The organism is Priestia sp. FSL P4-0332 (assembly GCF_038005845.1).
Taxonomy (GTDB): domain Bacteria; phylum Bacillota; class Bacilli; order Bacillales; family Bacillaceae_H; genus Priestia.
This window is the reverse complement of record NZ_JBBOUA010000001.1, coordinates 4124649-4146282: the sequence shown is the minus strand read 5'-3', so window position 1 is coordinate 4146282 and position 21634 is coordinate 4124649. Positions and strand designations below refer to the sequence as shown.

The 21634-nt window shown below is 41.4% G+C and carries 17 protein-coding genes; 16 read left to right on the top strand and 1 reads right to left on the bottom strand.

Annotated features, from left to right (window positions below; translation table 11 throughout):
• The first annotated feature begins 66 nt into the window (after positions 1-66).
• The 9 genes from MKY06_RS21720 (at position 67) to pyrE (ending at position 11032) form a co-directional block, all read left to right on the top strand.
• Entirely contained in the window at positions 67-1374 is a 1308-nt protein-coding gene (locus tag MKY06_RS21720; protein WP_013058939.1) for a uracil-xanthine permease family protein, read from the top strand.
• Positions 1375-1522: 148 nt separating this feature from the next.
• Positions 1523-2461: an aspartate carbamoyltransferase catalytic subunit gene (locus MKY06_RS21715; protein WP_013058938.1), complete on the top strand. Its 939-nt coding sequence runs from the start codon at positions 1523-1525 to the stop codon at positions 2459-2461.
• Positions 2424-3713 carry a dihydroorotase gene (locus tag MKY06_RS21710; protein WP_013058937.1) on the top strand — a complete coding sequence of 430 codons (1290 nt, stop codon included), beginning with the start codon at positions 2424-2426 and terminating at the stop codon, positions 3711-3713. Before MKY06_RS21715 ends, MKY06_RS21710 begins: the two co-directional genes overlap by 38 nt.
• Entirely contained in the window at positions 3698-4783 is a 1086-nt protein-coding gene (locus MKY06_RS21705) for a carbamoyl phosphate synthase small subunit (RefSeq protein ID WP_013058936.1), read from the top strand. The genes MKY06_RS21710 and MKY06_RS21705 overlap by 16 nt, the downstream gene beginning before the upstream one ends.
• Positions 4783-7995, top strand: a complete 3213-nt coding sequence (carB, locus tag MKY06_RS21700; protein WP_013058935.1) for a carbamoyl-phosphate synthase large subunit — start codon at positions 4783-4785, stop codon at positions 7993-7995. The genes MKY06_RS21705 and carB overlap by 1 nt, the downstream gene beginning before the upstream one ends.
• Complete coding sequence (locus tag MKY06_RS21695) at positions 7992-8765, top strand: dihydroorotate dehydrogenase electron transfer subunit (RefSeq protein ID WP_013058934.1); 774 nt, start codon at positions 7992-7994, stop codon at positions 8763-8765. Before carB ends, MKY06_RS21695 begins: the two co-directional genes overlap by 4 nt.
• Positions 8762-9703 carry a dihydroorotate dehydrogenase gene (locus MKY06_RS21690; RefSeq protein WP_013058933.1) on the top strand — a complete coding sequence of 314 codons (942 nt, stop codon included), beginning with the start codon at positions 8762-8764 and terminating at the stop codon, positions 9701-9703. Before MKY06_RS21695 ends, MKY06_RS21690 begins: the two co-directional genes overlap by 4 nt.
• Positions 9675-10397, top strand: coding sequence for an orotidine-5'-phosphate decarboxylase (pyrF, locus tag MKY06_RS21685; protein ID WP_013058932.1), 723 nt, complete (start codon positions 9675-9677; stop codon positions 10395-10397). Before MKY06_RS21690 ends, pyrF begins: the two co-directional genes overlap by 29 nt.
• Entirely contained in the window at positions 10394-11032 is a 639-nt protein-coding gene (gene pyrE / locus MKY06_RS21680; RefSeq protein WP_013058931.1) for an orotate phosphoribosyltransferase, read from the top strand. Before pyrF ends, pyrE begins: the two co-directional genes overlap by 4 nt.
• A 50-nt stretch (positions 11033-11082) precedes the next feature.
• Here the strand turns inward: pyrE and MKY06_RS21675 are convergent, their stop codons facing one another.
• Complete coding sequence (locus MKY06_RS21675; protein WP_041816621.1) at positions 11083-12795, bottom strand: Rqc2 family fibronectin-binding protein; 1713 nt, start codon at positions 12793-12795, stop codon at positions 11083-11085.
• 141 nt (positions 12796-12936) lie between these two features.
• On the opposite strand from MKY06_RS21675, the gene MKY06_RS21670 reads away from it, so the two are divergent.
• The 7 genes from MKY06_RS21670 to priA all read left to right on the top strand — a co-directional run bounded on the left by MKY06_RS21670 (position 12937) and on the right by priA (position 21612).
• Positions 12937-15615 carry a cation-translocating P-type ATPase gene (locus MKY06_RS21670; RefSeq protein WP_029320525.1) on the top strand — a complete coding sequence of 893 codons (2679 nt, stop codon included), beginning with the start codon at positions 12937-12939 and terminating at the stop codon, positions 15613-15615.
• A gap of 153 nt (positions 15616-15768) precedes the next feature.
• On the top strand, positions 15769-16644 hold the full coding sequence (locus MKY06_RS21665) for a YicC/YloC family endoribonuclease (protein WP_029320527.1): 876 nt from the start codon (positions 15769-15771) through the stop codon (positions 16642-16644).
• A gap of 46 nt (positions 16645-16690) precedes the next feature.
• Complete coding sequence (locus MKY06_RS21660; RefSeq protein ID WP_013084831.1) at positions 16691-16951, top strand: DUF370 domain-containing protein; 261 nt, start codon at positions 16691-16693, stop codon at positions 16949-16951.
• A gap of 13 nt (positions 16952-16964) precedes the next feature.
• The gene (gene gmk, locus MKY06_RS21655; protein ID WP_013058927.1) at positions 16965-17579 is read left to right on the top strand and encodes a guanylate kinase; all 615 of its coding nucleotides are present in this window, start codon (positions 16965-16967) and stop codon (positions 17577-17579) included.
• A gap of 2 nt (positions 17580-17581) precedes the next feature.
• Positions 17582-17803 (top strand): DNA-directed RNA polymerase subunit omega, encoded by a 222-nt coding sequence (gene rpoZ, locus MKY06_RS21650; protein WP_013058926.1) that lies wholly within the window; start codon positions 17582-17584, stop codon positions 17801-17803.
• Positions 17804-17983: 180 nt separating this feature from the next.
• Complete coding sequence (coaBC, locus tag MKY06_RS21645; RefSeq protein ID WP_055992974.1) at positions 17984-19201, top strand: bifunctional phosphopantothenoylcysteine decarboxylase/phosphopantothenate--cysteine ligase CoaBC; 1218 nt, start codon at positions 17984-17986, stop codon at positions 19199-19201.
• Complete coding sequence (gene priA, locus MKY06_RS21640; RefSeq protein WP_098279073.1) at positions 19198-21612, top strand: primosomal protein N'; 2415 nt, start codon at positions 19198-19200, stop codon at positions 21610-21612. The genes coaBC and priA overlap by 4 nt, the downstream gene beginning before the upstream one ends.
• The last annotated feature ends 22 nt before the right edge of the window (positions 21613-21634 follow it).

Here is a 21634-nt window from a genome sequence, read left to right as displayed (position 1 = left end):
TGTATGCTGAAAACCTCTTTGCCTCTGCGTAAAGAGGTTTTTTAATAGTGATAGGAGGAAAAACATATGAGTCAACAACGAGATTTTGTACTTGATATACATGATAAACCAAAAGCAGTAAATTGGTTAACATTGAGTCTACAGCATTTGTTTGCAATGTTTGGGTCGACGGTGTTAGTGCCGTTCCTAGTCGGGTTCAGCCCGGCAATTGCTTTGATTTCAAGCGGGGTAGGAACGCTTGCTTTCCTGCTCATTACAAGAGGTCAAATTCCTTCTTATCTTGGTTCATCGTTCGCGTTCATCACGCCAATCATTTTCGCAAAAGCTTCGTTTGGACCTGAAGAAACGATGGTTGGCTGTTTCTTAGCCGGACTTGTTTATGGAATTGTTGCTTTGATTATAAAAGGAACAGGAATTAATTGGATTATGAAGCTGCTTCCTCCGGTTGTAGTAGGACCAGTTATTATGGTTATAGGCTTAGGACTAGCTAATACAGCAGTAGGCATGGCTATGAACGATGCAAAAGGAAATTACAGCTTAACTTACCTGATGGTTGCGCTTGTGACACTAGCGATAACCGTTGCTTGCTCAATCTTCTTTAAAAATATTATCAGTCTGATTCCGGTACTGATGGGAATTATCGGCGGATACATCTTCGCTTATACCCAAGGATTGGTAGACTTTTCAAAGGTAGTGAAAGCAGAGTGGATTGAAGTACCTCACTTCTACGTGCCGTTCGTCACATACACGCCGTCCATTTCATTAGGGATTGTGCTTATCATGGTACCTGTAGCAGTCGTAACACTCTCAGAACATATCGGACACATTCTCGTCTTAAATAAGATTGTGGATCGAAACTATATTGAAAAGCCAGGGCTGCACAGATCGATTTTAGGAGACGGAGTAGCAACTATGCTTGCTGCGCTGATCGGCGGACCGCCAAATACAACATACGGTGAGAACATCGGAGTGTTAGCCATCACAAAGGTGCTTAGCGTATTTGTGATAGCAGGAGCAGCAGTCTTCGCGATTTTGTTCGGGTTTGTCGGCAAAATCAACGCTCTTATTTCAAGTATACCAACGCCGGTCATGGGCGGGATTTCAATTCTCTTATTCGGAATCATTGCTTCATCAGGCTTGCGCATGATGGTGGATGCAAAGGTAGACCTTGGATCAAAACGAAACTTAATGATTGCTTCGATTATCTTAGTGTTAGGAATCGGAGGAGCACACTTAGATATCTCAGAACATGTAAAGATTGATAGCATGGCACTGTCTGCTATCATGGGAGTTCTGCTGAATCTAGTTCTGCCGAAAGAGAAGATAAAAGAAGCAGAAAACGTTCAACAAACGTCAGTACGAAAAATTTCATAGAACGCCTTTTAATTGAAATCCAGAGAGGTTTCTAAGGGTGTGTGAAAAGCGCGTTATAGACGAAGCTTGTTTTCTTACACCCTTTCTAAGTTAGAAAGGGTGTTTTTTATAAAGAAATGCGAGGAAAGCAAAAATGGAGGGAATCGATATGAAACATTTAGTGACAGTCTCAACACTAGAAACAAATGAAATTCTAGAGATTTTAGACAGCGCTGAAAACTATCGAACGAATAAACAAGGATGGAAACCGGAAGAGAAAATGTTTGTTGCCAACTTATTTTTTGAAGCGAGCACGCGTACTCGATGCAGCTTTGAAATGGCAGAACAGCAGCTAGGATTAACAACAATTCCGTTTGAAGTAACAACTTCAAGCGTCCAAAAAGGAGAAACGCTTTATGACACGATTGAAACATTAGCTTCAATCGGCGTTCAGTCAGTTGTTATTCGCCACCCGCAAGATCGTTATTATGAAGCACTGCAGGAAAAAGTATCGATTCCCATCATTAATGCAGGAGACGGATGCGGTCAGCATCCAACTCAGTGTCTGCTTGATCTACTGACGATTCGCCAAGAGTTCGGCTCGTTTAAAGGATTAAAAGTCGCAATAGTCGGAGATTTGCGACATAGCCGCGTAGCGAGATCGAATGCTGAAATGCTGACAAAACTAGGGGCGACCGTATATTTTGCGGGACCTGAAGAATGGAAAGATGAAGAGAACAGACACGGTACATATCTTGATATCGATGAAGCAATCGAAACGGTCGATGTTGTGATGCTGCTGCGTATTCAATTTGAAAGGCACGAAGAGAACACTTCAGAGCTTGCACAGAACTACCACAGCCGCTTCGGATTAACCGTTGAACGAGAGCGGAAAATGAAATCACATAGCATTATCCTTCATCCAGCTCCTGTAAACAGAGGAGTCGAAATTGCAGATGAGCTCGTTGAATGTGAACGATCAAGAATTTTTAAACAAATGCAAAATGGCGTGTACATTCGCATGGCAGTATTAGCAAGAGCGCTACAACCAATTGAAAGGGGACTTAATAATGACAACAATTATCAAAAATGCTACATGGTTAAATGAAGGGAAAATTGAAAAAGTCGAACTGAAAATTGAAAATGGTGTAATTGCTGAAATAGCTTCACACATCGATGTAGAGAATGAAGAAGTCATTGATGCAGGCGGGAACTTCTTATCACCGGGTTTAATCGATGTCCACGTTCACTTGCGCGAGCCAGGGGGAGAAAAGAAAGAAACGATTGAAACGGGTACTCTAGCAGCGGCAAAGGGCGGTTTTACAGCAATTGCTGCAATGCCAAACACGCGTCCAGTTCCGGATACTGTTGAACAAATGGAGTGGGTAAACAAGCGTATTGAAGAAACAGCACATGTTCGCGTATTACCATACGCATCGATTACCACTCGCCAATTAGGAAAAGAACTAACGGACTTTGAAGGCTTAAAAGAAGCGGGCGCATTTGCTTTTACAGATGATGGAGTAGGCGTTCAGTCAACAGGAATGATGCTGGAAGCGATGAAAAAAGCCGCTTCATTAAATAAAGCAATCGTTGCACACTGTGAAGATAATGATTTAATCAACAAAGGCTGCGTCCACGACGGAAAATTTGCAAAAGAACATGGACTAAACGGTATCCCTTCTATCTGTGAAGCCGTTCAAATTGCACGAGATGTACTGCTTGCTGAAGCAGCAAACTGTCACTACCATGTGTGTCACGTAAGTACAAAAGAATCCATTCGCGCCATTCGGGATGCAAAAAAAGCAGGAATTCGCGTAACCGCAGAAGTAACGCCTCATCATTTACTGCTAAATGAGGAAGACATCCCTGGGCTTGATTCAAACTTTAAAATGAATCCGCCGCTTCGAGGAAAAGATGATCAACAGGCATTAATTGAAGCTTTATTAGACGGAACGCTTGATTTTATCGCCACTGATCATGCACCGCACACAGCGGACGAAAAAGCAGCAGGCATGGAGCTTGCGCCGTTTGGGATTGTGGGACTTGAAACAGCTTTCCCGCTTCTTTATACAAACTTGGTATTAAAAGAAGTAATGACGCTAGAGCAGCTAGTATCATATTTAACAAACAAGCCTGCTGACACGTTCAACCTTCCTTATGGCACCATCGAAGTAGGGAAACCAGCAGATTTAACTATCATTGATCTTGAAACAGAAAAAGCAATTAATCCAGAAGAATTTGTATCAAAAGGTAAAAATACGCCGTTTGCTAACTGGGTATGCAAAGGTTGGCCGGTAATGACATTAGTAGAAGGTAAACGAGTATGGGAGGATGTTAAAGCATGCAACGTCAACTAATTTTAGAAGATGGAACAGTATTTATCGGAAAAGGATTCGGCAGCGACAAAGAAATGACAGGAGAAGTTGTTTTCAACACGGGAATGACAGGATATCAAGAAATTCTATCTGATCCATCATACTGTGCACAAATTGTGACATTAACATATCCTTTAATCGGAAACTACGGTATTAACCGCGATGACTTTGAGTCGATTGAACCAGCTGTACACGGTTTGATTGTAAAAGAAATTTGTGATGCTCCTTCAAACTTCAGAAGCGAACTATCAGTAGATGAATTTTTAAAACAAAAAGATATTCCAGGATTAGCTGGAATCGACACAAGAAAATTAACGAGAAAAATTCGTCAGCACGGTGCGCTTCGCGGACGCGTGTGCAACATGGAAGTCAATGTAGAAGAAGTAGTATCACAGCTTCAAAATCATGAACTTCCGACTGACTCAGTTAAAAAAGTATCAACAGTGAAGCCTTACCCAAGCCCAGGCAGAGGTAAAAAAGTGGTACTCGTTGACTTTGGAATGAAACACGGAATTTTACGCGAATTAACAGCTCGTCAATGCGACGTGATTGTGGTTCCTTATAACGTAACTGCGCAAGAAATTCTTCAATTAAATCCAGATGGCATCATGTTGAGCAACGGACCTGGAGACCCAAAAGACGTACCTGAAGCAATCGAGATGATTCAAGGGGTTTTAGGAAAGGTTCCTCTTTTCGGAATTTGTTTAGGACATCAGCTGTTTGCGCTAGCATGCGGAGCAGATACAGAAAAAATGAAATTTGGTCATCGTGGATCCAACCATCCTGTAAAGGATCTAAAAACCAATAAAGTAGCTCTTACATCTCAAAACCACGGCTATACAGTATGTGAGCCATCTCTTGTCAACACGCCATTAGAAGTGACGCACGTTGCGCTTAACGATGGAACAGTTGAAGGAGTAAAGCATAAAGAATATCCGGCATTTACGGTTCAATATCACCCTGAAGCATCACCGGGACCTGAAGATGCAAACGGATTGTTCAACGAATTTATGGATCTTATGAAAAACAATCAGAAAGTAGGTAATTGCTAATGCCAAAACGTCAAGATATTAACACAATTCTCGTAATCGGATCAGGACCAATCGTCATCGGACAGGCGGCAGAGTTTGACTATGCAGGAGCGCAAGCGTGTATTGCGCTAAAAGAAGAAGGATACAAAGTTATTCTTGTGAACTCCAATCCTGCAACAATCATGACAGACTCAGAAATGGCAGATAAAGTATATATTGAACCTCTAACGGTTGAATTTGTAAGCTCAATTATTCGTAAAGAACGCCCTGATGCACTGCTTCCAACGCTTGGCGGTCAAACGGGACTGAACTTAGCGGTAGAATTACACGAAACGGGTATTTTAGAAGAATTTAATGTAGAAATTCTCGGGACAAAATTATCGGCGATTGAACAAGCTGAAGACCGTGAGCAGTTCCGTTCACTAATGAATGAACTAAATCAGCCTGTCCCAGCAAGTGAAATCATTCATTCGTTAGACGAAGCTTATGCGTTTGTTGAACAAGTAAACTATCCGGTAATCGTGCGTCCTGCTTATACGCTTGGCGGTACGGGAGGCGGAATTTGTAACAACGAGCAAGAGTTGATTGAAATTGTAACAAGTGGATTAAAACACAGTCCTGTAACACAGTGCTTACTTGAGAAAAGCATTGCAGGCTTTAAAGAAATTGAATATGAAGTAATGCGCGATGCAAACGATAATGCGATCGTAGTATGTAATATGGAAAACTTTGATCCGGTCGGTATTCATACGGGAGATTCAATTGTTGTAGCACCAAGCCAAACGCTAAGCGACCGTGAGTATCAGCTGCTTAGAAATGCTTCACTAACAATTATCCGAGCGCTTAAAATCGAAGGCGGATGTAACGTTCAGCTAGCACTAGACCCAGAAAGCTTCCAGTATTACGTAATTGAAGTAAACCCTCGTGTAAGCCGCTCATCGGCTTTAGCATCAAAAGCAACAGGGTATCCAATTGCAAAATTAGCAGCAAAAATTGCGGTAGGCTTAACATTAGATGAAATGATGAACCCGGTAACTGGGAAGACATACGCATGTTTCGAACCGGCACTAGATTACATCGTATCTAAAATTCCACGCTGGCCGTTTGATAAATTTGAATCAGCTAACCGTAAACTCGGTACACAGATGAAAGCAACAGGTGAAGTAATGGCAATTGGCCGCACGTTCGAAGAGTCAATTTTAAAAGCCGTACGCTCACTAGAGTCAAACGTTCATCACTTAGAGCTGAAAGATGCGCATGAATTTGATGATGCAATTATTGAAAAACGTATTCGCAAAGCTGGTGATGAGCGATTATTCTACATCGCAGAAGCGATTCGCCGCGGCATAACGATTCAGCAAATTCACGAGTGGAGCAAAATCGATCTCTTCTTCTTAGTAAAACTTGAAAAAGTGATTGCTTTTGAAAATGTGTTAAAAGAAGAGATTCATAACGTAGAAGTTTTACAGGAAGCAAAAGAAATGGGATTTGCAGACTGTACGATTGCTAAGCTATGGAATCAAACAGAGCGTGAAGTATATGACTTCCGCAAACAAAATGGCGTGATGCCAGTGTACAAAACAGTAGATACATGTGCAGCTGAATTTGAATCTACAACACCATATTTCTACGGTACATTTGAAGATGAAAACGAATCGATTGTTACAGATCGTAAAAGCGTTGTAGTGTTAGGGTCAGGTCCAATCCGCATCGGGCAAGGAATTGAGTTTGACTATGCAACAGTTCACTCCGTGTGGGCGATTAAAGAAGCTGGATACGAGGCGATTATTGTCAATAACAATCCAGAAACAGTATCAACTGACTTCAGTATTTCAGATAAATTATACTTCGAGCCGCTGACGATTGAAGATGTGATGCATATCATCGATTTAGAAAAACCAGAAGGTGTGGTCGTACAGTTCGGTGGTCAAACAGCAATCAACTTAGCAGACGAGCTAGAAGCAAGAGGGGTCAAGATTTTAGGAACGTCGCTTGAAAGCTTAGATGCAGCGGAAGACCGTAAAAAATTCGAAGCGACGCTAGCGCGTTTAGAAGTACCTCAGCCTCTTGGAAAGACGGTTACATCCGTAGAAGAAGCAGTGATTGTGGCAAAAGAAATTGGTTATCCGGTGCTTGTACGACCTTCATATGTACTAGGCGGACGCGCAATGGAAATTGTGTATAAAGAAGAAGAACTGCTTCACTATATGAAACACGCGGTAAAAGTACACGCTGATCACCCTGTGTTAATCGACCGCTACTTAACTGGAAAAGAAATTGAAGTCGATGCCATTTCAGACGGTGAAACAGTGGTTATTCCAGGGATTATGGAACATGTAGAGCGCGCGGGTGTACACTCAGGTGACTCCATTGCTGTATATCCACCGCAAACTCTGTCACAGGATGTAAAAGATACAATCATTGATTACACAACACGTATTGCAAAAGGCTTAAACATTATTGGACTGCTCAACATTCAGTTCGTCTTATCAAAAGGAGAAGTGTTTGTTCTTGAAGTAAATCCTCGTTCAAGCCGTACGGTGCCGTTCTTAAGTAAAATTACGCGTATTCCGATGGCGAATGTGGCAACAAAAGTTATTTTAGGAACAAGTTTGCGAGAGCTTGGTTATGAATCAGGCATGCACCCTGAAGAAGAAGGTGTCTACGTAAAAGTGCCGGTCTTCTCATTTGCAAAGCTGCGTCGCGTAGATATTACGCTTGGACCTGAAATGAAATCTACTGGAGAAGTAATGGGGCAAGATTCAACGTACGAAAAAGCATTATATAAAGGACTAATTGCGTCAGGTATGTCCATTAAGCCGTACGGTTCAGTACTTATGACAGTAGCGGATAAAGATAAAGAAGAGGCAACAGCGCTAGCGAAGCGTTTTGCTAACATTGGCTACCAGGTGATTGCAACGGAAGGAACAGCTTCAACGTTTACAAAAGAAGACATTCGCGTAAAAGTAGTAAATAAAATTCATCATGAAGATCACAATCTTTTAGATGTGATACGAAAAGGTGAGGCGCAGCTTGTCATCAACACGCTAACAAAAGGAAAACAGCCTGCGCGTGACGGATTTAAAATTCGCCGTGAAGCAGTTGAAAATGGTGTACCTTGCTTAACATCACTTGATACAGCAGAAGCGATTTTACGAGTGCTTGAAACGATCAGCTTCCATACAACACCAATGAAAAAAGTTCGTCCAACTAAAGAGGTGACAACCGTATGATCAAACATGAAATGATGCAAGTCGTCAGTCAGCGACCGTTAACACACAATGTATATGAATTAACCCTCCAAGGCGAGCTTGTTCGTTTCATGAATGAGCCGGGGCAGTTTGTGCATATCCGCGTCAACAACGACTATTTGCCACTGCTTCGCAGACCAATCAGTATTGCAGAAATTGACCAAACTCACGAACAATTTACGATGATTTACCGTGCAGAAGGGGCGGGAACATCGCTGCTTGCCGAAAAACAAGCCGGACAGTCGATTGACGTGTTAGGTCCGCTTGGCCACGGTTTTCCATTAGATACCATAGAGGCAGGTCAAACCGCTTTATTAGTAGGGGGAGGCATTGGAGTGCCTCCGCTCTATGAGCTTTCAAAAAGACTTCGTGAAAAAGGCGTGCAGGTTATTCACGTCTTAGGCTTTCAATCAAAAGCAGACGTATTTTACGAGCGAGAGTTTTTAGCTTTAGGAGAAACATATATTGCAACGGTAGACGGCTCTTACGGAACAAAAGGTTTTGTCACAACGGTGATTGACGAGCAGCAGTTTTCATATGATGTTATGTTTTCATGCGGTCCAACTCCGATGTTGAAAGCACTAGAAAATAATTATACAAACAAGCCGCTTTACATTTCTTTAGAAGAAAGAATGGGTTGTGGAATCGGCGCTTGTTTTGCATGTGTATGCAGAGAAAGTGAAGATTCTACGGCGTATAAAAAAATCTGCAGCGACGGTCCCGTCTTTCAAGCAGGGGAGGTGCTTCTATGAGCATGCTAAAAACGACATTGCCAGGATTAGATTTGAAAAATCCAATTATGCCAGCATCCGGCTGTTTTGGATTTGGACGTGAGTATGCTCAATTTTATTCACTTGATGCACTTGGAGCCATTATGATTAAAGCGACTACTGCTGAAACTCGTTTTGGCAATCCAACTCCTCGCGTAGCGGAAACATCTGCAGGAATGTTAAATGCAATCGGATTACAAAATCCTGGGTTAGAAAAAGTAATGAATGAAGAGCTCGTTTGGCTTCAGCAATATGATGTGCCGATTATCGCGAACGTAGCCGGTGCTTCAATTGAAGAATATGTGCACGTGGCAAAAGAAATTTCAACCGTATCAAATGTAAAAGCACTTGAATTGAATATTTCATGTCCTAACGTAAAAGAAGGCGGAATTGCGTTTGGCGTAGATCCTGTCATTGCTGCTCGTTTAACGAAAGCAGTAAAAGATGTTTCAAATGTTCCAGTTTATGTTAAACTATCACCAAACGTATCCAATATTGTAGACATGGCGATGGCTGTTGAAGAAGCTGGTGCCGATGGCTTAACGATGATCAATACGCTTCTCGGGATGCGTCTGGATTTGAAAACAGCTCAGCCGGTTTTAGCGAACGGCACAGGCGGACTGTCAGGCCCATCAATTAAACCGGTAGCGATTCGAATGGTATATGAAGTGAGCCAAAAAGTGAACATTCCAATTATCGGTATGGGCGGAGTGACGACTGCTGAAGATGCACTCGAGTTCCTATATGCAGGTGCAAGTGCAGTGGCGGTTGGTACAGCAAACTTTGTTGACCCGTATGTATGCCCAACCATCATTGACGAACTGCCAAGGCTATTAACATCATTAGGATACGAGCATGTTTCAGAATGTATCGGAAGGAGCTGGAAAAAGCGTGAAGCAACCGTTAATCATTGCTCTTGATTTTTCATCAATTAACGATGTACAGCAGTTTTTAATGCCTTTTCAACAAGAGTCATTATTTGTGAAAGTAGGCATGGAACTGTTTTATAAAGAAGGGTTATCCATTATTTCTGCATTAAAAGAGCAAAACCACCAAATCTTTTTAGACTTAAAGCTTCATGATATTCCCAATACGGTAAAGCAAGGCATGAAGTCTTTAGCTTCTCTTGAAGTGGATTTGGTTAACGTTCACGCAGCGGGCGGAATGAACATGATGCAAGCAGCCGTTGAAGGACTTGACTTAGGAACCGCTGCCGGCAAAAAGCGCCCGGATTGTATTGCGGTTACTCAGCTAACGAGTACATCTGATGAAATGCTAAAAGAGCAGCAGCTCATTACACATTCGATGCAAGAAGTGGTTACGCATTATGCAGCACTTGCTAAAAAAAGTGGACTTGACGGCGTTGTATGTTCTACTCATGAAGTGCCTTCGATTCGAAAAGCAGCAGGAGAAGACTTTTTGACCGTAACGCCGGGTATTCGTATGGGCACAGATTCAGTAGATGACCAAGTCCGTGTGGCAACACCTCAGCTAGCGAGAGAATATGGCTCAAGTGCCATTGTCGTTGGACGTTCTATTACTAAAGCAAAAGACCCGCTTAAAGCATATTATGAGATGTTACAGCAGTGGAAAGGGGAGCGTATTACGCGATGACAAAACTACGAAAAGAAATTGCAAAACAATTAATTGATATTGAGGCAGTAAGCCTTCAACCAAACGAGCCGTTTACGTGGGCCTCTGGAATTAAGTCGCCTATTTATTGTGACAACCGTCTAACGCTTAGCTACCCGAAGGTGCGAAAAGAAATTGCAAAAGGTCTGCAGCATTTAATTAAAACGTATTTTGCCAATGCAGAAGTGATTGCTGGTACCGCTACAGCTGGTATCCCTCATGCAGCATGGGTAAGTGAAGCGCTAGAGCTTCCAATGTGCTATGTGCGAAGCAAAGCAAAAGAACATGGCCAAGGAAATCAAATCGAAGGAAAAGTAACAAAAGGTCAAAAAGTTGTTGTGATTGAAGATTTGATTTCAACTGGCGGAAGTGTGTTTACCGCAGTCGATGCATTAAAAGCGCAGGGGTGTGAAGTGCTGGGAGTTGTGTCTATCTTTACATATGAGCTGGAAAAAGCGCGTCAGCTGTTTAAAGAAAAAGAACTTCAAGTTTATTCGCTAACAGACTACTCTACGCTAGTAGAAGCGGCAAACGAAGCGGGATACATTGAAGAAGAAGCTATGGACAAACTATTTAAATGGCGTGAAAATCCTTCAGACCCTTCGTGGATGAACTAAACTAGATCTATATAATAAAAACCCCCTTTCTCTATAGAAAGGGGGTTTTATTATGACTGACGCAGCTTCAGTACAAGTTCTTCGCTAGGCGTTACATACACCGTTTGCTGGTTATCGTACGTCACAAAACCAGGCTTGGCACCACTTGGTTTTTTTACGTGGCGAATTTTTGTATAGTCCACGGGTACTGAACTTGAATTCTTGGCTTTACTAAAGTAAGCAGCAAGATGAGCCGCTTCTAAAATTGTTTCTTCTGAAGGCTCTTGGCTGCGGATAACAACGTGAGAACCCGGTATATCTTTTGTATGAAACCAAACGTCATCACGAGCAGCAAGGCGATTTGTTAAATACTCATTTTGCTTATTGTTTTTTCCAACTAAAATCGTCGTGCCGTCGCTTGAAACGTATTGTTCAAGTGTAGGCGTGGTGTTTTTTTGTTTTTTCGCTTGTTTTTGCTGACGGTTGCGCAAATATCCTTCTTCCACAAGCTCTTCACGAATCTCTGCAATGTCTTTGTGAGTAGCAGTATCCATTTGCTGAATAAGTGATTCAAAATACTGTACTTCTTCGTTTGCTTTTTCAATTTGTTCGATTACAATCGAAACGGAATTTTTCGCTTTTTGATACTTTGTGAAATAGCTTTGAGCATTTTGAGACGGTGATTTTTGCGGATCTAATGAAATCGTAAGTGTACCGCTATTTTCATCATAATAATTAATAACATCCACTTTCGCATCTCCTTTTTTGACAAGGTGTAAATTTGCGGTAAGGAGTTCACCGGCTAGCTGATATTCAGATGCTTTTTCTGCATTTTGCAGCGTTTGCTCAAGTTTTTTTATTTTTTTCTCATTTTTCTTTTTCTCGGTAGAAATAAACTGTACTAAGTCATGCGCTTGCTGCTTTACACGATCTCGCTCTGCTTTCCCGTAGTAATAGCGGTCAAGAAGCTCGCTGATGGTTGCATACGTTTTTTTCGTACCCTCTAAATGCGTTAATTCCAGTAAATAAAAGTAGTCTTTTTGATTAACGGTTGTCAGAGTTGGTGTAAACTGACCTTCTTTGATCAGCGTCATCGTTTCGACGAATGATTTTGGAAGGGTAGAACGATTCGCTAAGCCAGAGCGAAACACCACTTCATTTGCAATTAAAGGAGAAAGCCCCGAGAAGGTCTGCACTAGCTGGGTGGCTAACTTTCCGCTATTAAAATCGATTTTTTTAACCACGGTTTCTTCATCCGCTTCAAATGGATGAAGCTTATCTTGACTAGGAGGCAGTACGTAAGGTGCTCCAGGTAGAAGCGTACGGTGCCTGTTTAAGGCCATTGGAACGTGTTTAATGCTGTCGATAATCGTTTGTTTTTCTTTATCTACAAGCACAACATTACTATGTCTTCCCATGATTTCAATAATAAGCTGCTTGTACGTCACGTCGCCAATTTCATTTCGTCCTTTTGTTTCAATGACTAAAATGCGGTCTAATCCAAGCTGATATACTTGTTCAATAATGCTTCCTTCTAAATGTTTGCGAAGAAGCATACAAAACATAGGAGGCTCAGATGGATTTTCATAAGGCTCATTTGTAAAATGAACGCGTGAATAGTTAGGGTGAGCTGAGATTAAAAGTTTGCGGTTTTCACCTTTAGCGCGTACTTGTAAAATCAACTCGTTTGGAAACGGCTGATATATTTTTGAAATTCGTCCTGAAACCAAGGTCTCAGATAATTCTTGTAAAATGCCATATGTAAAAATACCATCAAATGACATAGTGCTCACATCCTTAAGTAATTGAAAATTGTCCTATAGAAAAGTATAGCATTTTTTAGGACGAGTCTGAATAAGCATACGATATAAGATTGTAACAATCTAATAGGTGCATTTACAAATAAAAGGGTGTGAAAAGATGCAATGAAATGGTATGAATTAGGTGAAAAAGCAATAGTAGAAGTAACAAAAACAGACAGACAGCATGGTCTTACACACAAAGAAGTAAAAGCACGTCAGCAGCAGCAAGGATTTAATGAATTGACTGAAGGAGAGAAAAAACCGGCCATTCTTGTGTTTGTAGAGCAGTTTAAAGATTTTATGGTGCTGGTTTTACTAGCTGCTACGCTTATTTCAGGTCTTTTAGGCGAATACATCGATGCGATTGCTATTATTGCCATTGTAGTAATTAATGGATTTCTAGGTTTTTTTCAAGAAAGAAAAGCAGAGAAATCTCTTCATGCATTAAAAGAGCTTTCTGCTCCTCAAGTAGCAGCTATGCGTGAAGGGAAATGGGTTAAGTTGCCATCTAAAGAGCTGGTAGTAGGAGACATTGTAAAGTTTTCGAGCGGAGACCGCATCGGGGCTGACCTTCGGATTATGGAAGCCAAAAGTCTAGAAATTGAAGAATCAGCGCTTACGGGAGAGTCTTTGCCAGTTGCCAAGCAAATAAAAGCTTTGCCAGGAGATGAAGTGCCGCTTGGAGATCAGGACAATATGGCTTTTATGGGTACGCTTGTGACGCGAGGAAGCGGAACAGGTATCGTTGTAGGGATTGGAATGAAAACAGCGATGGGACAAATTGCTGATTTGCTTCAAAATGCTGAAGTCATGATTACCCCTCTTCAACGGAAGTTAGAGCAATTAGGTAAAATTTTAATCGTTGTAGCGCTTGCACTTACTGTATTAGTGGTCGGGATTGGCGTGCTGCAAGGCCATGATTTATATAGTATGTTCTTAGCGGGAGTTTCCTTAGCTGTTGCTGCCATACCCGAAGGTCTTCCTGCCATCGTAACCGTGGCGCTATCTCTTGGTGTACAGCGCATGATTAAGCAAAGATCCATTGTTCGCAAACTTCCTGCTGTTGAAACACTAGGATGCGCGTCAGTCATTTGCTCAGACAAAACGGGCACATTAACGCAAAATAAAATGACAGTTACTCACCTCTGGTCAGGAGGAATGACGTGGAGGGTATCAGGGACAGGGTATGAACCTACGGGCGTATTTTCGCAAGAGGAAAGAGAAGTTGATACACGGAGTGAAAAACCGCTTCAGCAGCTTTTGGTGTTTGGTCTGCTTTGCAATCAAACGTCCATTTCGAGAAAAGATAAAGAATATGTCATCGACGGGGATCCTACTGAAGCGGCTTTGCTTGTTGCCGCAATGAAAGCGGGGCTGACAAAAGAAAACATTCAAAAGCAGTTTACGATTATTGAAGAGTTTCCATTTGATTCAACGCGTAAAATGATGAGTGTAGTCATTGAAGACGCATCTAATAAGCGCTATGTCATAACAAAAGGTGCTCCCGATGTGCTGCTTGTAAACAGCAAAAATATTTTGTGGGAAAGCAGACAACAAACGCTGTCGGTAACGGTTCATAATGAAGTAAAAGGAGCGATTGATCAGTTAGCTAGCCAAGCGCTTCGAACCATTGCTATTGCTTATCGTCCGTTAGGAGACCATGAGAGCGTTCATACAGAGAACGAAGCGGAAAAAGACCTGACTTTCCTCGGGCTTCAAGGAATGATTGATCCGCCAAGACCAGAAGTCAAGCAAGCGGTCAAAGAATGCCGAGACGCAGGAATCAAAACCGTTATGATTACAGGTGACCACGTCATTACAGCACAGGCGATTGCAAAACAGCTAGGCATTCTACCGAAAAACGGTCAAGTCTTGGAAGGAACGGATTTATCCAAAATGACGCAGGAAGAGCTAGAAGAAGTAGTGGATGATGTTTACGTATATGCCAGGGTATCACCTGAGCATAAGCTTAAAATTGTTAAAGCTCTTCAAGCAAAAGATCACATTGTAGCCATGACGGGTGACGGCGTAAATGATGCACCTGCTATTAAAGCAGCAGACATAGGCATCGCGATGGGCATCACCGGGACAGACGTAGCAAAAGAAGCGTCTTCACTCGTTTTGCTTGATGATAATTTTGCTACTATTAAATCAGCAATCAAAGAAGGACGAAACATCTATGAAAATATTCGAAAGTTTATCCGTTACTTGCTTGCATCAAATGTAGGAGAAATCTTAGTTATGCTCTTTGCGATGATTTTAGCACTTCCGCTTCCGCTAGTGCCCATTCAAATACTATGGGTAAACTTAGTAACAGACGGTTTGCCTGCGATGGCTCTTGGCTTAGACCAGCCAGAAGATAACGTGATGAAGCGCCATCCAAGGCATCCGCGTGAAGGTATCTTTGCAAGAGGGTTAGGGTGGAAAGTAGTCAGCCGCGGATTTTTAATTGGAGCTGCTACACTTGCTGCATTCATGATTGTTTACGACAATGACCCAGATCGGCTGCAGTATGCACAGACGATTGCATTTGCCACACTTGTTATGGCACAGCTTATTCACGTATTTGACTGTCGAAGTGAAAAATCAATCTTTGATCGCAATCCATTTCAGAACTTATATCTTGTAGGAGCCGTTATTTCATCTATTATCCTTATGCTGGTGGCCATCTACTATCCGCCGCTGCAGCCTATTTTTCATACAATGGCCATTGCACCGCGGGAATGGCTCGTTATTTTAGGACTTGCAAGCCTTCCAACTTTTTTACTTGCCGGTTCACTTTTAACAAGAAAACCTTCATAAATTGTGCTATACTTTAATACAGGCTGTCCCAAATGAGAAAACTCATGAAGGCAGCCTTTACAGGTTGAATAAAGAAGAGAGATTTCTTTTTTTTGCTAACACTTTCTTTTATGATACTTTTTATGTAAGATGTACATAGTGGATGTGATGATAATGATAAAAAGTATGACTGGTTTTGGCCGCGGAAAAGCGGAAGTGGAAAATCGATCAGTGACAGTGGAAATGAAGTCTGTTAATCATCGTTTTTGTGAAATTGTTATTCGTATGCCAAGACAATTAATTGAAATTGAAGATAAAATAAAAAAAATCGTTCAAACATACATAAAACGTGGTAGAGTAGAAGTATTTGTTACTATTTCAGGTGAAGAAATGGCAAAAAAGAAACTGCAGACGGATTGGCAGCTGCTTGAGGAATACATGAATGCGTTGCAGCAAGTACAAGAAAAGCATGGGCTGTCACAATCTGTTCAAATTCAAGACATTTTACACATGCCTGAAGTGATGACAACTTATGAAGAAGAAGCTGATCAGACGAGTATTCATGGTGCAATCTTTGAAGCCGTTGACGCTGCTGTGCATCAGTTAGTGGATATGCGGAAACGAGAGGGATCAGAGCTGTATCACGATTTGATGGGGTACTTACAGGACATTCAAGACATTCGCGAAAAAATTACACAGCTTGCTCCTGAAGTTGCTGAACAATATCGCGAGCGTATTAAAAGAAAGCTGAGCGACTATTTAGAAGGTACTTTCGATGAGCAGCGAGTGCTGACTGAAGTAGCTATTTTTGCTGAAAAAGCAGATATTAGCGAAGAACTTACGCGAATTCAAAGTCATGTTTCACAATTTATTCAAGCATTAAATACACCTGATTCAGTAGGACGCAAGCTGGATTTTCTTGTTCAAGAGCTGAATCGTGAAATGAATACAATCGGTGCGAAGGCAAATAATGGTACTATTGCTCAGTATGTTATTAGTATGAAAGCACAATTAGAACGCATAAAAGAGCAGGTTCAAAATATTGAATAGCCTTCGTGTAAGATAAAGATTATATTGGTATAGCAGGAGGCTTCTTATGAGCGGTAAATTAGTGAACGTTGGATTTGGAAATTTTATTTCTTCTAATCGTATAATCTCTGTCGTTCATCCTGAATCAGCTCCAATCAAACGCATTATTCAAGATGCAAAAGATCGAGGCTCTTTAATAGATGCAACGCAAGGACGTAAAACACGATCTGTTATTGTTATGGATAGCGATCATGTTATTTTAGCTCCTGTACAGCCAGAAACTGTGTCACAGCGACTTATAAACAAAGAAGAATTATTAGAAGGGTAGGTCACTTGAACCGATGATTGAAAGAGGTTTATTAATTGTTCTTTCCGGACCATCAGGTGTTGGAAAAGGAACGGTACGAAAAGCATTGTTTGAGCAAGAAGACATTAAATTGCAGTATTCTATCTCTGCAACAACAAGAAAGCCCCGCGAAGGTGAAGTAGACGGTGTTGACTATTTCTTCAAACCACGCGAAGAGTTTGAGCGCATGATTGAAAACAAGAAATTATTAGAGTGGGCTGAATACGTAGGTAACTACTACGGTACCCCGGTTGATTATGTAGAACAAACGTTATCTGAAGGAAAAGACGTATTTCTAGAAATTGAAGTGCAAGGTGCTCTTCAAGTGAAAGAAGCGTTTCCAGAAGGTTTGTTCATCTTCTTGGCACCGCCGAGTTTGTCAGAGCTTAAAAGTCGTATCGTAAACCGCGGTACTGAAACAGAAGATTTAATCAATAACCGTATGCGCGTGGCAAAAGAAGAAATTGAACTTATGGACGCCTACGATTATGTTGTAGAAAATGACAAAGTAGAAAATGCTTGTGCTCGCATCCGTGCTATCGTAACGGCTGAACACTGCCGTCGTGATCGTATTTCTGCGCGCTATAAAAGAATGCTGGAGGTAGAATAAACATGCTTTATCCATCAATTGATTCCCTAATGGAAAAATTAGATTCTAAGTACACGCTTGTGACAGTAGCTGCAAAACGTGCACGTCAATTACAGCTTCACAATGATACGCCGATTGAAAAGCCGGTTTCTTATAAGTTTGTAGGCTGTGCTTTAGAAGAAATTAATGCTGAACAATTAAGCTATAAGCAAGGTGTAGCAGAAGAAGATTCTAAACATCAGTAAGTGAAAAAATAACAACCTACTTTATAGGTTGTTATTTTTTTGGTGCTTTTATCTGTGTTCAAGCAGGATAGTGAATGTCTCACTACAAAAATGGTATAATAATTAAATTGAAAAGCTTTAGATAGTTACCCGAGTAAACAAGCGGATGCTGGTTGAGCGGGATAAATAGATGGGGGCATAATGATGAAGGGAAAACGAATTTTATTATGTGTTAGCGGCGGAATCGCCGTATATAAAGCTGCAGCTTTAACAAGTAAATTAGTACAAGCGGGAGCGGAAGTTAAAGTAATGATGACTGCTTCAGCATGCGAGTTCGTAACGCCGCTTACGTTTCAAGCTCTGTCTCGAAACCCAGTTTATACAGATACGTTTGATGAAAAAGATCCATCTGTGATTGCACATATTGATTTAGCAGATTGGCCTGATTTAATTTTAGTAGCTCCTGCTACGGCAAATATGATAGGGAAAATAGCAAATGGTCTTGCAGATGATATGATTTCCACAACGCTGCTGGCTGCTACTGCACCTGTGTGGATTGCACCTGCAATGAATGTTCATATGTACGATCATCCAGCTGTTAAAAAAAATATGAGCACTCTTTCATCATTTGGTTACTCTTTTGTAGAACCTGGAGAAGGGTATTTGGCATGCGGTTATGTAGGAAAAGGTCGTCTTGAAGAGCCAGAAACAATTGTTTCACTAATCGGATCTTATTTTTCACAAGCATCACATACACAAAAGATCCTTGAAGGTGTTAATGTATTGGTTACAGCAGGACCTACGGTAGAACGCATTGATCCCGTCCGATTTTTTACCAATCGCTCTACTGGGAAAATGGGCTATGCCCTTGCAGAACAAGCTGCTAAATTAGGCGCATCCGTAACACTTGTAACGGGACCGACGAATTTAGAGTATCCAAAAGGAGTGCAGGTTGTTCAAATTGAAAGTGCACAGCAGATGCTTGAAGCTGTTATGCAGCGTTATCATGAAGCAGATGTTGTCATTAAATCAGCCGCAGTGGCAGATTACCGACCAAAGCATGTGTTTGATCAAAAGATGAAAAAGCAGCCTGGTGAAGCAGTACTAGAGCTAGAGAGAACAACAGATATTTTACGCACGCTTGGAGAGCGAAAAGAACACCAGCTTTTAGTCGGCTTTGCAGCAGAAACAGAACAAGTGGATGAATATGCACAAAAGAAACTTGCATCTAAAAACTTGGATATGATTGTAGCCAATAACGTGATGACAGAAGGAGCAGGTTTTGGGACGGACACAAATATTGTAACGCTCTATAAGCGAAGCGGAGAGTCTAAAGAACTTCCCATTCTTTCAAAACACGATGTAGCTACCGAGGTGTTAAAAGAAGTGAAGGAAATGTTAGAAGGGCTGAAAAAATGAGTGTAGCTAGTGTAATTGTGGACGTGGCTGCTAAGCAAACAGATCGAGCTTTTGACTACGCTATTCCCGACAAATGGAAAGGAATTATTGTTCCGGGTATGCGAGTTGTCGTTCCGTTTGGTCCTAGAAAAGTTCAAGGGTTTGTGGTGGCTCTTAAAGAAGAGGCTGAAGTTAAGCGTGTTAAACCAATCGCTGACCTGCTTGATTTAACGCCGGTTCTGACTCCCGAACTGTTAGAGATTGGGCACTGGCTAACCGAAAAAACGCTTTGTTTTATGATATCGGCTTTTCAAGTTATGCTGCCTGCGGCGATGAAAGCAAAATATGATAAAGAACTGTCACTCCTTTCAAAAGAGGCACACGAACAGCTTCATGAGCAAGTAAAGCCGTTTTTTCAGTCAAGATCCTCGCTGAAGTGGAGTGAAGTAGAAAAAACAGCCGCTGCTCCTGCTTTTCACCGTGATATTCAAAAAGGTCTAATTGAAGTCGTCTACGTCGTTAAAAACAAAGGAAACAAAAAAACGGCAAAAGGCGTAAAACTGAATCAAAGCCTTGAAGAAATTCAGCAGTTTATGAGCGAGTTAAATAAGCAGGCAGAAAAGCAAAAACAAGTGCTGTCTTTTATGCTGAATCGAAATGAAGAAGTAGCCATAAAAGAAATAGCGGAAGATTTGCAGATTACCTCCGCTCCTATAAAAGCGCTGATTAACAAAGGACTCTTAGCGGAAACGGAAATTGAAATATACCGTGATCCTTATCAAGATCGATACTTTAAACCATCACAGCCATTTCAATTGACCGATGAACAAGCTGAGGCAATCGCACCGATTCTGCATGACATCGAAGAAAATCTTCACGATGTGTTTTTAATGTACGGAGTAACCGGAAGCGGAAAAACAGAAGTGTATCTCCAATCAATTGATCAAGTGCTAAAAAAAGGGAAAGAAGCGATTATGCTTGTTCCGGAGATTTCACTTACCCCTCAGATGGTCAAGCGTTTTAAAGAGCGATTCGGCTCAAAAGTTGCTGTGCTCCATAGCGGCTTGTCTACTGGAGAAAAATACGATGAATGGCGAAAAATTCAGCGAAAAGAAGTATCCGTTGTAGTAGGGGCCCGCTCTGCTGTATTTGCGCCATTTGAAAATTTGGGCCTTCTTATTATCGATGAAGAACATGAGACGAGTTACAAACAAGAAGAAAACCCCCGTTATCATGCTAGAGATGTAGCCATTTACCGAGGGCAGCATCATCAGTGTCCAGTCATTTTAGGAAGTGCAACCCCAACGCTTGAGTCCTTTGCAAGAGCGCAAAAAGGTGTGTATAAGCTACTGACGTTAAAGCAAAGAATGAATAAGTCATCAATGCCGTCGGTGGATATCGTTGATATGAGAGAAGAGCTTCGTAGCGGCAATCGCTCTATGTTTTCAACTATGCTGTTTGAAAAGATGAAAGACCGTTTGGAAAAAGGGGAGCAAATCGTTTTATTTTTAAATAAAAGAGGTCATTCTTCTTTTGTTATGTGCAGAGACTGCGGTTACGTTCCGACATGTGAGCACTGTGAAATTTCACTAACGTATCACCGCTATCAAAATAAATTAAAATGCCATTACTGCGGACACGAAGAACATGTCCACACTGATTGCCCAGAATGCCACAGTGAACATATCCGCTTTTTCGGATCTGGTACACAAAAAGTGGAAGAAAAATTAACAAAAGTGCTGCCCGAGGCTAGGGTCGTTCGAATGGATGTTGATACGACAAGCCGAAAAGGCGCGCATGAAAAGCTCCTGAATAAGTTTGCAAGTGGAGAAGCGCAAATTTTATTAGGGACGCAGATGATTGCGAAAGGACTCGACTTTCCAAACGTCACGCTTGTAGGCGTTTTAACAGCAGATACGATGCTGAATTTACCTGACTTTCGTGCATCTGAAAAAACGTTTCAGCTTTTAACACAAGTAAGCGGAAGAGCAGGACGCCACAAACTTCCAGGAGAAGTAGTGATTCAAACGTACACGCCTGAACACTACAGCATTCAACTTGCGAGTCAGCATGATTACGATGCGTTTTATAAGCAGGAGATGGAAATTCGTAAAATGCATAAATATCCGCCTTTCTTTTACTTGGCGCTTGTAACGGTATCTCATGAAAATATTGCAAAAGTGGTGTCTGTTACAGACAAAATTTCGCAGTATCTGAGTCAGAAACTTTCGCCGCAAACAACGATCTTAGGGCCAGTCGCATCTCCGATTGCTAAGATAAAAGATAGATATCGCTATCAATGCATGTTAAAATACAAGCTGGAACCAAGCCTGATTCCGCTGTTGAAATATATATTAGAACGTTATCAAGCGGAAATGCAGAAGGAGAATTTAACGATCACTATTGATTTGAATCCATACTCGATGATGTAACTAGTCGTCTTGATGGCGTTAA